This window comes from uncultured Maricaulis sp. (assembly GCF_905480005.1).
In the GTDB taxonomy this organism is placed as follows: Bacteria; Pseudomonadota; Alphaproteobacteria; order Caulobacterales; family Maricaulaceae; genus Maricaulis.
Genome location: NZ_CAJQOO010000121.1, coordinates 1 through 15,160, shown reverse-complemented (window position 1 = coordinate 15,160; position 15,160 = coordinate 1). Strand labels below are relative to the sequence as shown.

General features: G+C 62.6%; 16 protein-coding genes and 1 tRNA gene. 7 read left to right on the top strand and 10 right to left on the bottom strand.

Annotation, left to right across the window (positions count from 1 at the left end):
* The 3 genes from QZ266_RS10565 to QZ266_RS10555 all read right to left on the bottom strand — a co-directional run.
* A partial coding sequence (locus tag QZ266_RS10565; protein WP_295694940.1) for an acyl-CoA dehydrogenase family protein occupies positions 1-665 on the bottom strand: 665 nt, incomplete at its 3' end.
* A 191-nt stretch (positions 666-856) separates the two neighbouring features.
* Positions 857-1,765: an acyl-CoA desaturase gene (locus QZ266_RS10560; RefSeq protein ID WP_295694938.1), complete on the bottom strand. Its 909-nt coding sequence runs from the start codon at positions 1,763-1,765 to the stop codon at positions 857-859.
* A 101-nt stretch (positions 1,766-1,866) separates the two neighbouring features.
* A complete protein-coding gene (locus tag QZ266_RS10555) occupies positions 1,867-3,891 on the bottom strand; it encodes a PAS domain-containing protein (RefSeq protein ID WP_295694936.1) in 2,025 nt (674 codons plus the stop codon).
* Positions 3,892-4,118: 227 nt separating this feature from the next.
* On the opposite strand from QZ266_RS10555, the gene QZ266_RS10550 reads away from it, so the two are divergent.
* Positions 4,119-4,334 carry a hypothetical protein gene (locus tag QZ266_RS10550; RefSeq protein ID WP_295694934.1) on the top strand — a complete coding sequence of 72 codons (216 nt, stop codon included), beginning with the start codon at positions 4,119-4,121 and terminating at the stop codon, positions 4,332-4,334.
* A 30-nt stretch (positions 4,335-4,364) separates the two neighbouring features.
* On the opposite strand, the gene ccmI is transcribed toward QZ266_RS10550, so the two are convergent.
* From ccmI to QZ266_RS10525, 5 genes are read right to left on the bottom strand one after another with little or no spacing between them, the layout of a single operon-like run.
* A complete protein-coding gene (gene ccmI, locus QZ266_RS10545; RefSeq protein WP_295694933.1) occupies positions 4,365-5,204 on the bottom strand; it encodes a c-type cytochrome biogenesis protein CcmI in 840 nt (279 codons plus the stop codon).
* Positions 5,201-5,677: a cytochrome c-type biogenesis protein gene (locus QZ266_RS10540; RefSeq protein WP_295694931.1), complete on the bottom strand. Its 477-nt coding sequence runs from the start codon at positions 5,675-5,677 to the stop codon at positions 5,201-5,203. Before QZ266_RS10540 ends, ccmI begins: the two co-directional genes overlap by 4 nt.
* On the bottom strand, positions 5,674-6,207 hold the full coding sequence (locus QZ266_RS10535; RefSeq protein ID WP_295694929.1) for a DsbE family thiol:disulfide interchange protein: 534 nt from the start codon (positions 6,205-6,207) through the stop codon (positions 5,674-5,676). Before QZ266_RS10535 ends, QZ266_RS10540 begins: the two co-directional genes overlap by 4 nt.
* Positions 6,204-8,186 (bottom strand): heme lyase CcmF/NrfE family subunit, encoded by a 1,983-nt coding sequence (locus QZ266_RS10530; RefSeq protein ID WP_295694926.1) that lies wholly within the window; start codon positions 8,184-8,186, stop codon positions 6,204-6,206. The genes QZ266_RS10535 and QZ266_RS10530 overlap by 4 nt, the downstream gene beginning before the upstream one ends.
* A 60-nt stretch (positions 8,187-8,246) precedes the next feature.
* Positions 8,247-9,716, bottom strand: a complete 1,470-nt coding sequence (locus QZ266_RS10525; RefSeq protein WP_295694925.1) for a sodium/proline symporter — start codon at positions 9,714-9,716, stop codon at positions 8,247-8,249.
* Positions 9,717-9,891: 175 nt separating this feature from the next.
* Between QZ266_RS10525 and QZ266_RS10520 the strand changes: the two genes are divergently transcribed.
* Positions 9,892-11,112: an acyl-CoA dehydrogenase gene (locus QZ266_RS10520; RefSeq protein ID WP_295694924.1), complete on the top strand. Its 1,221-nt coding sequence runs from the start codon at positions 9,892-9,894 to the stop codon at positions 11,110-11,112.
* 95 nt (positions 11,113-11,207) lie between these two features.
* Here the strand turns inward: QZ266_RS10520 and QZ266_RS10515 are convergent, their stop codons facing one another.
* Complete coding sequence (locus QZ266_RS10515) at positions 11,208-11,576, bottom strand: MerC domain-containing protein (RefSeq protein ID WP_295694923.1); 369 nt, start codon at positions 11,574-11,576, stop codon at positions 11,208-11,210.
* A 117-nt stretch (positions 11,577-11,693) separates the two neighbouring features.
* On the opposite strand from QZ266_RS10515, the gene QZ266_RS10510 reads away from it, so the two are divergent.
* From QZ266_RS10510 to QZ266_RS10490, 5 genes are all read left to right on the top strand, one after another.
* Complete coding sequence (locus QZ266_RS10510) at positions 11,694-12,209, top strand: DUF2796 domain-containing protein (RefSeq protein ID WP_295694921.1); 516 nt, start codon at positions 11,694-11,696, stop codon at positions 12,207-12,209.
* On the top strand, positions 12,206-12,907 hold the full coding sequence (locus QZ266_RS10505; RefSeq protein ID WP_295694919.1) for an ATP-binding cassette domain-containing protein: 702 nt from the start codon (positions 12,206-12,208) through the stop codon (positions 12,905-12,907). The genes QZ266_RS10510 and QZ266_RS10505 overlap by 4 nt, the downstream gene beginning before the upstream one ends.
* Positions 12,904-14,154, top strand: a complete 1,251-nt coding sequence (locus QZ266_RS10500) for an ABC transporter permease (RefSeq protein WP_295694917.1) — start codon at positions 12,904-12,906, stop codon at positions 14,152-14,154. Before QZ266_RS10505 ends, QZ266_RS10500 begins: the two co-directional genes overlap by 4 nt.
* Positions 14,155-14,165: 11 nt before the next feature.
* Positions 14,166-14,828 (top strand): DUF3299 domain-containing protein, encoded by a 663-nt coding sequence (locus QZ266_RS10495; protein WP_295694915.1) that lies wholly within the window; start codon positions 14,166-14,168, stop codon positions 14,826-14,828.
* 98 nt (positions 14,829-14,926) lie between these two features.
* Positions 14,927-15,017 (top strand) — tRNA-Ser (locus tag QZ266_RS10490).
* Here the strand turns inward: QZ266_RS10490 and QZ266_RS10485 are convergent.
* Positions 14,977-15,160 (bottom strand): hypothetical protein (locus QZ266_RS10485; RefSeq protein WP_295694913.1); only part of this gene is annotated, 184 nt, incomplete at its 5' end. The two genes, QZ266_RS10490 and QZ266_RS10485, sit on opposite strands and share 41 nt — an antisense overlap.

Genomic DNA, 15,160 nt, shown 5'->3' with positions numbered 1-15,160 from the left:
TCGTCGAAAAACGTCTCGCAGAAGGGTGATTTTCCCGAGATCAGCTTGATCGGCTTGGTGGTGACGCCGGGCTGGTCCATGTCGACCAGGATGAAGGAAATACCTTCATGCTTCTTGGCCTCGAAATCCGTCCGGACGAGCGCAAAGATCCAGTCGGCCTGATCGGCATAGGAGGTCCAGATTTTCTGGCCATTGATCAGATAGTGATCGCCCTTGTCCTCGCACTTGGTCATCAACGCCGCGAGATCGGAGCCCGCATTGGGCTCGGAATAACCCTGTGCCCAGCGGATTTCGCCACGCGCGATCCGCGGCAGATGCTCGAGTTTCTGCTCGTGCGTTCCGTATTTCAGCAGCGCCGGCCCAAGCATCCAGATACCGAAAGACTGCAGCGGGGAGCGCGCCTTGATGGTCCGCATCTCGGCGCGCAGGACCTTGGCTTCCTCCTTGGAAAGACCGCCGCCGCCATACTCGGTCGGCCATTCGGGAACGGTCCAGCCCTTGGCGGCCATTCGCTCCAGCCACAGTAATTGCGGTTCGGAGTACTGGCCTTTCTTGCCACCCCAGACAGCGTCAGCCTCGCTCTCCATCGGCCGGCGCATTTCTTCGGGACAATTGGCGTTCAGCCAGTCCCGGACTTCTTCGCGGAAGCTTTCCAGATCGGACATGATCTCCCCTTTATCGACATTATCGAGCATTCGGTATGATGCACTTGCGAAGACGCTAGCGCCGAACCGGGGGCAGGTCCATGGCCGAAAGCGGCAATTTCAGTGAAATTCCGGCATACATGCGCGCATGAAAAAGCCCCGGTCCGAGACCGGGGCTTTGAAGGCAGGGTGCGGTCGTGATGACGCGCAGATCACGCAAATTGCGGCGCAATCTCCAGATTCTTGGCAAGGCCGAGGCGGCGCATGACCAGGAGCGCTGTGCCGTTATAGTCGACGACCCGGTTCCAGAAGCCCTTTTTGGGCAGGTGGAGCGCCGAACGCGGGAAGTCGTGATGGTGATCGTGCAAGGCTTCGCCGCCTGTCAGAAGGGCGAGCACATAGTCGAACCATTTCGGCGTTTTCATGTGCCCGAATACGTTCACACCGAGCGTCGTGGCGTGGAACTGAAGACCGCGACCAATGATCACACTGGCGTGAATCAGGGCTGTCAGGATCAGCGAACCACCGCTCAACGCGACCGCGACATAGATGATGGCGGGAATCACCAGATGCATCACCAGCGAGAGCGTGATGTGGAATTTGTCGGCAAAACGAACAACCGGATTTTCCTTCAGCCACATCGGCATCGGACGCGCCAGATCCTTCTCGTCACGCCACAGGATCCAGCCGACCCAGGCCCAGACCTTGGACTCGAGGGGATTGTGCGGATCACCCGGCTTGTCGGCAAAACGATGATGCTGGGAGTGGTAATTCACCCAATCCTTCAACGTGCCCTGCATCGCCAGGATGCAATTGATCATGATGATGACCTGCCCCGGCCATTTGATCTCGCCGGCGCGGTGCTGCCAGATTCGGTGAAGCGGGCCGATCCCCATATTGCACAGGAAGATGGTCAGGGCGGTCACGCCGAGGCAGAGCGGGGCGTACCACCAGCGCAGGGTGAGACCGTTCAGGGCGAGGCCGAGGATGATCATTGTGGTGATCAGGGCCAGGCCGAGGACCGGGTAGATGATCGCAGAAAAGGCGCTTGCCCAGTTCAGCGTCCGCCAGGATTTGAGGATCGCTTCGGAGCGCGCAAGGATGCGGGATTCAAGGGTCATGGATGGCCACTCGCAAAAAGAACAAAAGAACCGGTACGGAACTGGCGCCGAGTTTCAGCTGCCGCGCTCCGGTCGTCAAACACCTTATGTATGGACTCGCCTCAGTCATCCCCGCCAGTCATAAGCGAATAGCGGTCGACCGGCCTCTTCGGTAAGGAAATGGTAAAGCACGCACCTTCGCCCGGCCTGCCCTCTCCGCGAATCATTCCGCCATGCCGCTCGACAATCCGGTGACACAGGGCCAGCCCGACCCCGGTGCCCGGATAGGCATCGCGGCTGTGCAGGCGGCGGAAGACTTCGAATATGCGTTTCGCGTGGTCAGGCGCGAAACCGATTCCGTTATCGGTGATGGTGAGGTCGCAGTCCGCGCCCGCATCGTCGATCGCGATGATGATGTGCGGAGCCCGCTCTTCAGCCCGATATTTCAGGGCATTCCCGACCAGGTTGACGAAAAGCTGTCGCAGGAGGACACGGTCGCCCATGACGTGCGCATCCTCGGGCCACTCCAGATGACCGCCAGAGTCACGGATCGCATACTCCAGGTGTTCGACAACCTCGCCCATCAGCGCGTCAATCGCGATCCGTTCAAGCTTCAAGGGCACATGGGAGGACCGCGAGTATTGCAGCAGATCATGGATCAGTTGCTGCATGCGCTGGGCCGCGTCCACCATGGTGTTGACCATGCCGCTGCCGCGCGCGTCCAGCGCGTCATCATAATCGCGCAGGACCAGCTCGCCGAATGCCGATACCTTGCGCAAGGGCTCCTGCAGGTCGTGCGACGCGACTGAGGCAAAATGCTCCAACTCCGTATTGGATCGCCGCAACTCGGCCGTCTGCTGTCGCAGTCTTTGCTCATTGGCGCGCTGGGCCGTCACATCCTGGATGACCCCGAAGAAGCGGGACGTCTCACACTGCCTGTCCTTGAGCGCCTGCACCCAAAGCTGGATCACCCGCACGGACCCGTCATCTGCGCGAACGAAGCGCAATACACGCGAGGTCAGGGCGCCGCTTTTCAGGGCCTGACGAACCAATAGCTGCGCCTCATCGCGATCGCCCGGATGAACCCGCTCGAACAGGGCTTCCAGCGACAATTCGAACACCGTCCGGTCGAGACCGAGAATGGAAAAGGCCTCGTCGCTCGCCATCCCGCGCCGGGCGACGGGATCGATGTCGATATAGCCGACCTCTGCCGCCTCGCCCGCCATTTCCATCATGCGCAGGCGGTCGCTGGCCCGCGTCTCGGCATTCTTCCGTTCGGTAATATCATCGATGGAACCAGCCATTCGTATGGCCTGGCCATTGGCCTTCCATTCCGCCTGGCCGCGCGCGCGGACCCAGAAATAATGCCCGCCCTCATGCCGCAGGCGATATTCGATATCATAGGGTTTTTTCTGAGCCAGATGATCATTGATGGCGCCGATCACACGGTCCCGGTCATCCGGATGGAGACGACTGGCGAAATCATCGAAACAGGGCTTGAAGTCCGGATCGGTGATCCCGACAAGATCGAGGAATCGCGGCGACCAATCCACCGAGTCCGTCCGCATATCCCACAGCCACAGGCCCACCGCGGCACCGGTCACCGCGAGCGCAAGGCGCCAATCGGCTTCGCGCAGGGCGAGATGATGGCTGATCAGGGCGCCAGCGGTCTCGAAGACGGTGATCTCGGCCTTTGAAAAAGCGCGCTCCCTTTGGTCCTGCGCCGTCAGATTCAGTGTTCCATAGACGTCACCGTCGACGAATAGCCGGACCCCAACATAGGTTTCCAGGGCCAGCTCGCGATAGCAGGGATGGTCGGCGTAAATACTGTCGGCGGCCAGGTGAACATAAAGGGGGCGTTCAAGCGAAATCACCCGTTCACAATAGGTTTGCGGCAGCTCGAAGGTTTGGCCAACGGCTACCTCGCCGCTCTCATCGCGTACGAATTCAACCTCATACCGGTCGCCATCGATGCGCGAAATGATGGCGAGGGGAAGCTGGAAATACGCGGCAACCACGTCCAGCAAGGCGCTGATACACGCCTCGTGCCCGCCCTCGCCTTCAGAACTGGTTTTCACCAGTTTCAGGAGGGTCTTCTGCGCATGCGCATCATGCGCTGCACGATCCTGAGTGATCGGCTGATCCATGCAGTCCAAACACCAACCGACTCCCCAAACAAGCCAACCGGTCTCACCTCGCCCAAGACTGGGACGTTAACTGTGCGGCTCACGGCGGACAAGCAACCTCAAGGAGCAAGAAAGGTCGATAAGCCAGGAAAAACCGGGATGTTTATCGTTTCTCGGGATGGACGGGCGCCATTTCTTACGCTTTCGTAAGGATACTGGCTATTCGATTCATCGCTGGGGAGCTGTTGATGAGAACGAGAGCAATAATTCTGGGGAGCGCAGTCACCGCTGCGCTTGTTGTCGCAAACTTCCTGCCGAGTGTCGGCAGTGCAGTCGCGGAGCGAACGCAGATTCCGGACCATGTTTACGAAGAGGCCGAGCGTCAGCTTGATGTCTTCGTCACCTGGGCTCGCAATGACGCCGCCGTTCCGGACATGGGCAATCGCGAAACTCCGGCCTCCTGAGGCCAGAAACGGTTAATTCGGCGGCACGCCTCAGGGTGTGCCGCTGTCCGTTTGCGCCGCCGCTTGAGCGGCGCTGATGCGGGCCTCGATCATGCCGCGATAGGCGGCATCCGGCTCGGCGCTGTCGAGTATGGCCTGCCAGGCATTCAGTGCCTCTGATTCTTCACCGTCCTGATAGCGCGCCTCTGCCATGAAGAAGCGTGCCCGTACATCGTCCGGATCGACATCAAGCGCCCGTGCGAACGCTTCGCGCGCGGCCGGCGTCATATTGCCGCCGGCTTCGAATAGTCGCGCCTGTCCCAACGAGGAAAAGAGGAAGGCCGAACCCGGCTCCCAATCGATCGCACTCTCGAACGAGTCTGCCGCGACGCTGTAGCGCCCGATCTGCATATTCGCCTGGCCAAGCACCGCCCAGCCCTGCGGGTTGTTCGGGTTTTCCTCGAGGCTGGCGCGCAGATCGGCCAGCTCGGTCATGATGGCCTGCACATCTTCAGGCAATTCCGGAGCCCGCGCCGGCTCCATGCCGACGAGAAAGGGACTCCCCAGCATCATGTAGAGCGATACGGCGGCGATCGCCGCAATGCCCGACCCGGCAACCAGGCCCTGGCGCAGACGCGCTGAAGCGCGCGCTTCGCGAGGCGCACGCGATGAGGCCGCGACCTGACTCATCCGGCGGCGGATATCCAGCTCGGCCTGGCGGGCAGCCTCGGCATCGATAAAGCCGAGCTCCCGATCCCGTGCGAGCTCGGCCAGTTGTCCGGCGAACACGCCCTGTCCATCAGACACCTGCTCCTTCACGCCGCGCAGGACAGGCAGGATCAGAACCAGCACGACGAGACTGGCGATCGCGGCAACCAGAATCCAGATCATGACTGCCCCTCCTCCTCGCGCAGACGCGCCAGCTCGGCCTCGTCTTCGGCATCCATCGCGGTGCCGGTCCGCTGCGCCTGGCGACGCACGAAACTGACCAGCAGGGCACCGCCTCCGATCAATGCGATAAAGGGCAGCAACCAGAGAAACAGCGTATTGGCCTGCAGTGGCGGCGTCATCAGCACATAATCGCCATAGCGCTCGCGAACCCAGGCCAATACCTCGGCATTGCTGTCGCCGGCGAGAAGCCGCTGGCGCACCTTGTCACGCATGTCTGCCGCCAGGGCCGCATTGCTCTCGTCAATGCTCTGGCTCTGGCAGACGACGCAGCGCAGGGCCCGGTAGAGTTCACGGGCGCGCACTTCGGTGGCGGGATCCGCCATCTGCTCGTCCGGAGGCGGTGACGCGAAGGCAGCCGGTGACGCGGTCAGGACGACGAGCAGGATGGCCAGGATGCGAAAAGCGGAGATCATTCGGTTTCCAGCGCCTCAATCATGGGCAGCAAGGTGTCGCGCCAGACGGTCTCGTCGATGATTCCGACATGGTGAAAACGGACCTGTCCCTGGCGGTCGATGAGGAAGGTCTCCGGGGCGCCTGTGATGCCCAGCTCAAAGGCCAGGTCGCCGTCCGGATCGTCCCCGACGCGCTGATAGGGATTGCCATTGCGCGCGAGCCAGGCCGCCCCGGCGCCCGGCTCATCCCGCCAGTCGACACCATAGATCGGCACCCTTCCCGATCGGCTGATCTGCATCAGCATCGGATGCTCGATTTCGCACGGCGGACACCAGGTGCCGAATACATTGACCAGCGCTACCTGACCGTCGAGATCGGCATTGGAAAAGCCCGGCTCGCCCTCGGCAATGGCGGCAAGGTCGAACGCCGGCAGCGGTCGATCAATCATCCGGCTGGGAATCGAAGACGGGTCCTCTCGCAGCCCCAGGGCGAAATAGACGCCCATCACGACAAAGACCGCCAGAGGCAGGAATAGAAAGACGCGATTCATTCCGCCGGCTCCGCGATGACGGGTTTGACCTTGGGTTTCGCGGCGAGCGCCCGGCGACCACGGTCCAGGAGCGAGAGCAGGCCGCCCAGTCCGAGAACCGCCGACCCGATCCACAGCCAGACCGCGAAGGGGTAGAGATAGACATGTACCGGCCAGCCATGCTCAGGGCTGGGCTGACCGATTGTCACGTAAACATCGCCCGTGGCCCGGGCATGGATGGCCGACTCGGTCGTTGACATGCCGCGCACCGGATACAGGCGTCGCTCAGCCGTCATGTCAGCGACCACTTGCTGGCCCCTCCGGACCGTGAACCGGCCCTGCTCGGCGATATAATTCGAGCCTTCATATTGCCGGACATCGTCCAGCGTGATTGCAAGCTCGCGGATGTCGAGATGCTCGCCCGGCATCAGAAAGGCACTCGCTTCCTGCTTCCACGCGCTCACACCGGTAATGGCAAAGACGACAATGGCGACCCCGAAATGGGCCACAGCCATCCCCCAGATCCCCAGCGGCAGCCGCGCTGCGCGGGCCAGTGAGGCGGAGAAGGCGATCTGCCCCAGCTTGAAGCGCTTGGCCAGATCGGTCAGCACGCCCAGCCCGACCCAGATCGCCAGGGCCGTACCCAGCGCCCCTGCGACAAGGCCGCGATCTGCGATCCAGAAAGCCGCAATCGCTCCGGCCAATGCAGCGATCCCGGCCGGCGCGAGATCCTTGAGCACGGGCATCAGTTTGCCGCGCTTCCAGGCGAGCATGCCGGAAACGGGGACCAGGATCAGCAAGGCGCCGATCATCGGATTGAATGTATTGTTGTAGAACGGCGCCCCGACCGTGACCGTCTCATCGCTCACCGTGGTGACGAAGAGCGGGTAGAACGTGCCAAAGAAGACCAGCGCACACGCGGCTGCCAGAACCAGATTATTGACCAGAAGTGTGCTCTCGCGGCTGATCTCGGAGAACAGGCCGGTCGGTTTGAGCAGATTGGCCCGCAGGCCGTAGATCAACAGGGACCCACCGATCAGGGCGATCAAGATGCCCAGGATGAACACGCCGCGCTCAGGATCGACGGCAAAGGCGTGCACCGAGGTCAGCAGGCCCGAGCGCACCAGGAAGGTGCCGACCATGGACAGGGCGAAGGTCATCAGGGCAAGCAGGATTGTCCAGGCCTTCAGCGTGTCCCGCTTTTCCATCACCCGAAGGGAGTGGATGAAGGCGGTGCCCGCAAGCCATGGCAAGAGCGAGGCGTTCTCGACCGGGTCCCAGGCCCACCAGCCGCCACAGCCCAGCTCGTAATAGGCCCAGCTGGCGCCCAGAGCGATGCCGATGGTGAGGAAGGTCCAGGCGGCCAGCGCCCAGGGCCGAACGATTCGGGCCCAGCGCGCATCGACACGCCCCTCGATCAGGGCGGCCACAGCAAAGGCGAAGGTGATCGAAAACCCGACATAGCCGGCATAGAGCATGGGCGGATGCGAGGCGAGGCCGGGGTCCTGCAGAAGCGGATTGAGATCCTGGCCATTCTCCGGCCCGGGCCATAGGCGCGCGAACGGGTTTGAGGTGAACAGCAGGAAGGCCGTAAAAGCCGCGGTGATCAGCGACTGGACCGCAAAGGTCAATGAGATCAGGCGCGCTTCAACCGGCTTGGCCGACCAGGCCAGCGCCGCCGTATAGCCGGTCAGAATCAGTGACCAGAGCAGCATCGAGCCCTCATGATTGCCCCATACGCCGGTCAGCTTGTAGAGGAAGGGCTTGTCTGTATGGGAGTTCTCGGCGACCACGAGCGCCGAAAAGTCCGACTGTGCGAACAACACGGTCAGACAGGCAAAGGCCGCCAGAACCAGAACGAATTGCGCCATCGCGCCCGTCCGCGCGAAGCCGTGCACCACGGCATCGCCGGTCCGCAGCCCCGCAAAGATGGCCACCGACTGGAAGAGCGCGACCACGAAGGCCAGGATAAGGGCGAACTGCCCGAGTTCTGCAATCATGCCGCCGACTTGTTACGGGATGGCGCCAAGGTCAAGGCGCGAGGTGTCGCAGGGGCAAAATCAGACGGTCGGCCGCACCCGCCCGAACCACAGGATCAGCAGTGCGGGAATCCACGGAAAGACACGCTCGAACGGGTCGCCGGGCAGGTGCGCCCACTGCGCAGCCAATGCTGCCGGTCCAGGCAGGCTGTCCGGATCCAGAGCCCCCATCGCATTGAAGAAAACCGTCAGGCCAAAGCCGACAATCATCGCCGCGAGAACGGCCATATGGCCGGATTGCACGCCCACCACCCGCATCACGATGACCGGGCCGAAGGCCGCCCCGAGCGCTGCCCAGGCGAAGAGGACACGGGCGAAGATCGTCGATGGCAGGGCCAGCGTCATCCACACCGCCACCAGGGCGATCGCGATCATCACGATCCGCGAGACGAGGACTTCACGGCCGGCAAAGTGTCTGGATACGCCCAGATCCCGACTGACCGCCGCGGCCGCGACCAGGAGAATGGAGTCCACAGTGGACATCACGGCGGACAAGACCGCCGCAATCACCAGCCCGCCGACGATCGGCGGCAGGTAATCCCGCGCGACCTGGTAGAACAGCGCTTCGCCATTCGAACCCGCACCGACCAGGGCCCGTCCCGACAGGCCCAGCATGGTCATGCCGGCAAACACCAGAACGGCCCAGACAATGGCAATCTGGAAACCGCGCATGCGGGCCGCCTCGTCCTTCACCGCCATCAGGCGGGTGATCAGTTGTGGCTGGCCCAGCGCGCCCAGGCCGACACCCCAGACCCCGATCACGAAACCGGCCAGCAGCATGACAGGCATATCACCGCCGAAACTCAGATAGGCCGGGCTCTCATTCGCCGCGAGCGTCGCCAGGATTTCCGACGGGCCGCCGGCCGCGACAAGCGCCGCGACCGGCAAAAGGATCGCCACAACGAGCATTAACGCGCCCTGGAGCATGTCTGTCACGCTGACCGCCCAGAAGCCCCCCAGAAGGGAGTAGAGCAGGACAATCCCCGCCCCAACCAGAACCGACTCCAATTGCGGCAGGGCGAATTGGGTCTCAAAGGCCTGGGCCGCAGCCCCGAACTGGGCAGCGATGTAAAAGATGAAGCAGAACAGGATCATCACAGCCGCGACAGCCCCGATCAGGCGCTTGCCGGTCACGGACTGGCCACCGGACAGGAAATCCGCTGTCGTCACATGCCCCTCTCGCCCGGTCTCGTCGCGCAAGCGTCGGCCGAACCAGAGCCAGATAGCGACATAGCCGGCCCAGATGCCCGGCACCATCCAGAGGGCTGACAAGCCATTGGCATAGACAAAGCCGGAAAAGCCCAGCAACACCCAGGCCGAGGAGGTCGACGCGGCGTAGGACAGACCGGCTACCCAGGGCCCGAGCCCCTGCCCGGCAATGAAGAAATCGCTCTCCGTTCGGTTTCGCGACGACGCCCACAGCCCGACCGCGACAAGCACCAGCTTGTAGGCAATCAGCGTGGCCAGAACGATCAGGCTTTCCTGCGACATCCATCCCTCCCCGAACGGTGTCATGCGAGCCGTGATCAGCTCGCCTTGCCTCACCTCTAGCCGTGTTTGCGATACCACGCCAAGTCGAACCGCTTCGGCGACTTGCTCCGCGCTCCGCGCCCGGCTAATCCGGCATCAAGGCGAAACACAAACTGCCCGAGGGAACGGAGATATCATGACCGACAAGCCGACGCTGAAAGCCAAGGACGCTCCGGATCTGGGTTCCTTTGACTGGCAAGACCCCTTCCACCTCGATGACCAGCTCACCGAGGAAGAACGCATGGTGCGCGATACCGCCCACGCCTATGCGCAGGACAAGCTGCAACCGCGCGTGATCGACGCCTATCGCGAAGAAAACACCGATCCGGCCATCTTCCGCGAAATGGGCGAGCAGGGCCTGCTGGGCTGTACCCTGCCGGAAGCCTATGGCGGCGCGGGCCTGGGCTATGTCGCCTATGGCCTGGTGGCCCGCGAGGTCGAGCGGGTCGATAGCGGCTATCGCTCGATGATGTCGGTCCAGTCCTCGCTCGTCATGTATCCGATCTATGCCTATGGCTCGGAAGCGCAGCGTCAGAAGTATCTGCCCAAACTGGCGTCGGGCGAGTGGATTGGCTGTTTCGGCCTGACCGAGCCGGATGCCGGCTCCGACCCCGCCGGGATGAAAACACGCGCCACCAAGACGGCGACGGGCTACACGCTCAACGGCGCGAAGATGTGGATCTCCAACTCCCCCATCGCCGACGTCTTCGTGGTCTGGGCCAAGTCTGACGCCCATGACGGCAAGATCCGCGGCTTCGTCCTGGACAAGGGAATGAAGGGTCTCTCGGCCCCCAAGATCGGCGGCAAGCTGTCTCTGCGCGCCTCGATCACCGGCGAGATTGTCATGGACAATGTGGAAGTCGGCGAAGACGCCCTCCTGCCACATGTGTCGGGACTGAAGGGCCCGTTCGGTTGCCTCAATCGGGCGCGCTACGGCATTTCCTGGGGTGCCATGGGCGCCGCGGAATTCTGCTGGCATGCCGCGCGCCAATACGGGCTCGACCGTATCCAGTTCAACAAGCCGCTGGCCCAGACCCAGCTGTTCCAGAAGAAGCTGGCCGACATGCAGACCGAGATCACGCTGGGCCTGCAAGGCTCCTTGCGTATCGGACGCCTGATGGACGAGGCGAAGGCCGCGCCGGAAATGATCTCGATCATGAAGCGCAATAATTGCGGCAAGGCGCTGGACATCGCCCGCATGGCGCGTGACATGCACGGCGGCAACGGCATTTCCGAGGAATTCCAGGTCATGCGCCACATGGTCAATCTGGAAACGGTCAACACCTATGAGGGCGCCCACGACGTGCACGCCCTGATCCTCGGCCGCGCCCAGACCGGCTTGCAGGCCTTTTTCTAGCCGGCACGTCCGACTTACCCGTCGCCGGCTTTCAGAGCGAAAGCCAGTGCCTGATTGATTGGCTTCTGTTCGGGGCGTTGCTCGCCGTTCATCGATCAGTCTTGATGGGTCCCGCAGGTGCGCGCCGAGACCCATGCCAGCACATGCGACGTCGCCAACAGGAGCGCGCCGACGGTGGTCACCCCCTGCTCGGCCAGTTCTGACATCTCTCCCAGCGCCGCATAGAACAACAAGCCCACACCGAAGGTCGCCATGGCACGCAAGCCTGCCGCCCTTGCGCCGCCAACCCAGTTTCGCATGGCCAGCAGGCTCACCGGCAAGGCCATTCCGGCGAGTGCAAGGTGGGTCCATTCGTTCTCGAACAAGACCAGCGCGGGACTGAGTGAGATCAGAACCGGCAAGGCGAGGCAATGAACAAGGCAAAGCCCGGACAGCCCGATTCCGATCGCATCGTGGTGGCGCATGTGGACATCCTGATTATGACAGAAACGAAATGACGGACGACTTGGCGAAGTGAATGTTACATAATAACGTCTCACTGAATTGACAACACACCAACTGAGCACACCAGGAGACCCGCAATGGGACCGATTGAAGTTCTGCTTTCGGGCGTAGCAACCCTCGCCGCAGATCATCACGCGGCGCAAACGCATGCCGCCCACGTTCATGGCGAGGCCCAACTGGTTATTGCAATCGACGCCGAGGGACTGTTGCAGGCCGAATTCGAAGCCCCGGGCGATAGTGTGTTCGGGTTTGAGGGCGTTCCGCGGACCGAGGCACAGCATCAGGCGGTCGACCAGGCTCAAACCTGGCTCGCTGACGGAAATTCGATCCTGCAGGTCAACCGTGATGCCGAATGTGTTTTCCAGGTGGCGGAACTGGACGACGAGCCCCATCACGATGACAATGCGCACACGGATGTACGGGTCACCTACCACTTCTCGTGCGCTAGCCCCGACCGTTTGGAGCGGATGGAAACCAGATTGTTTGAAAGATTTTCACGCCTTGAAGAAGTCGAAGCGGTTTTCCTGTCGCCCGATGGGCAAGAAGGTTTTGACCTCACCCCCGCCTCGCCCGGATACCGGTTCCAACGATGAGCGTACCGGCGATCGCCATCACAAATCTACGCTTTGCCTGGCCGGGATCACCCGATCTGCTGGCGATCGACGAATTCAAACTGGCGGCCGCGGAAAGCCTGTTTCTGGCCGGCGCAAGCGGCAGCGGCAAGAGCACCTTGCTCGGTCTGATCGCCGGCATCACGCCCGCCAATACCGGTGAAATTTCCGTGCTCGGAGAGCACATGGATCCGGCGCGCGCGGCCCGGCGCGATGCCATTCGCGCATCCCAGTTGGGCGTGATTTTTCAGCTCTTCAACCTCGTTCCCTACCTCACCCCGCTCGAAAACGTCTTGCTGCCGCTTCGCTTCTCGCCCGAGCGCGCCTCCCGATTGCGTGACGCCGGCCTGTGCCCGCATCAAGAGGCCCATCGCCTGCTCGATGTGCTTGGCCTGGACGGCGACGGCCTGGATCGCGCATCGACGGCGCTCAGCGTCGGACAACAACAGCGAGTGGCCGCAGCCAGAGCCCTGCTCGGCAGGCCCGGCCTTGTGATCGCGGATGAGCCGACTTCCGCGCTCGATCATGACACCCGCGATGCCTTCCTGTCCCTGCTCACCACGGAGTGTCAGGCATCTGGCGCGGCGCTCCTGTTCGTCAGCCATGACCGCAGCCTCGCCGCCCGCTTCGATCGCAGTGTCGAGCTCGACGTTATCAACAAGGCGGGAGGAAGCCGATGAGAGCCCCGCTTCTGACCCTGGCGTGGAAAAGCCTGCTCAACCGCGGCCTGTCGGTCGGACTGACCATTCTGGCGATCGTGCTCAGCGTGACCCTGTATCTGGGTGTCGAGAAGATTCGCAGCGGCGTTCGCGACAGTTTCAACTCGACGATTTCGGACACCGACCTGATCGTCGGGGCGAGAGGTGGTTCGCTCAACCTCCTGCTCTATTCCGTCTTTCGCCTGGGCGATCCGACCGCCAATATGGGGTGGGACAGTTATGAACTGGTCGCCTCGGCGCCGAATGTCGAATGGGCGGTGCCGATCTCGCTGGGCGACAGTCACCGTGGCTATCGGGTTGTCGGGACGACGGCGGACTATTTCCAGCATTACAGATACGGCCGCAGCCGCCCCTTGGAGCTGGCCACCGGACGGGCCTTCAATGGCCTTCATGAAGTCGTTCTGGGCGCGGAAGTCGCGCGCCTTCTGGCCTACCAGATTGGCGATGAGGTGGTGTTGTCCCATGGCGTCGGAGAGGTCAGCTTCGCCGACCATTCCGGGCATGACTTCGCCGTTGTCGGAGTGCTCGCCCCTACCGGCACGCCCGTCGACCGCTCGTTGCATGTTTCGCTGGAGAGCATCGAAGCCATCCATATCGGCTGGGACACCGGCATGGCCACGCGCGCGGACCCAGGTGAAGACGCCGATGCGCTGACGCCGGACAGTGTCACCGCGGTGCTGGTCGGTGTGAACTCACCCATTCGCGTGCTGGGTCTGCAAAGACAGATCAACACCTATGGCGGTGAAGCGCTCACGGCCATCATGCCGGGCGTCGCCCTGTCGCAATTGTGGGAGGTGATCGGTGCGGCCGAAACAGCCTTCACCGCGATCTCGCTACTCGTCATCACTGTCGGACTGTTCGGCATCCTGACCGCGCTCACTTCCGGCCTGAACGAGAGACGGCGGGAAATGGCCGTTCTGCGCGCCACCGGTGCTCGCCCAAGCGATATTTTCGGACTTCTGGTCCTCGAAGCCTCATCAATTGCGGCGGCCGGAGCGATTATCGGCATCATCATCACCCAGGTCGGCTTTGCGCTGGTCTCCGGCGCCGTAAGGTCGCAATATGGGCTGGATCTGGGCGGAGGCTTCGGCTTGTCGGAAATGTCCGTCCTTGTCGCTGTCACCCTCGCCGGAGCACTGCTCGGCGCGTGGCCGGCATGGCGCGCTCAACGCAACGCATTGGCCGACGGCTTGTCGATCCGATTGTAAGGTTTCTTCTCATGCCCAAGATCTCCCACATCCTCGCTCCGCTCACGCTTTTCATCGCGGCCTGTGGCGCCAGCCCCGACACCGCTCGCGCGGCGCAAGACGAGTCCGGCACGCCGCCCCAGGCGGCAACCGCCATGCCGGACCCTGCCGCGCAGACGAATGTCGATGACAGCGCTCCACTTCGCGCCACCCCGCCGCCGCCGGGCCCCAACCTGCCCTTGCCGGACGAAAACGGGATCACCACCATCAATTGGGACCACCTCCTGCCGGAGGGGGAAATGGAGCGGATACAGGAACTCTATAATCTGGCCTCGTCGATGACCGAGATGGACCATCTCGGCGGCCCGATGACACAGATCGGGACGTTCAACGTGCAGGAAGGCCTGATCGGCCGCACGGTGCGGATGCCCGGCTACATCCTGCCGCTCGATCTCCAGCCCGGCGGCGACATCACCGAGTTTCTGCTCGTCCCGTATTTCGGCGCCTGCGTGCACACGCCGCCGCCGCCGCCGAACCAGATCGTCTACGTCACCTCAGCTGAACCCATCCGTGTGGAACGTCTTTGGTCGGCCGTCTGGGTGACAGGCCAGCTGACCGCCGATCAACACATGAACGACATGGGCGACGCCGCCTACACGATCGAGTTGATCGAAACGGAACCCTATCGCCGCTAGCGCCACCCGTCGTTCCGCCAAGCCCCGCCTGCAATCCATGCCGCAATCGCGGCAACTCCCACTTGAAGCCCGCGCCGCCGCATTCTAAACCCGCAGGTGGAGAGGTGGCCGAGTGGTCGAAGGCGCTCCCCTGCTAAGGGAGTGAACGTCAAAAGCGTTCCGTGGGTTCGAATCCCATCCTCTCCGCCACTTCTCTTTTCAGCAGCTGCCGCAGATGGCGTCGCAAGACTCTCGCGGCCGAACTGCCTGACCGCGGACCTTTCCCGATGCGCAGCGTCAGATCGTGCCGATTGCGCGACCAATCCTGATTGAGCTTCTCTAGGGATTTCCGG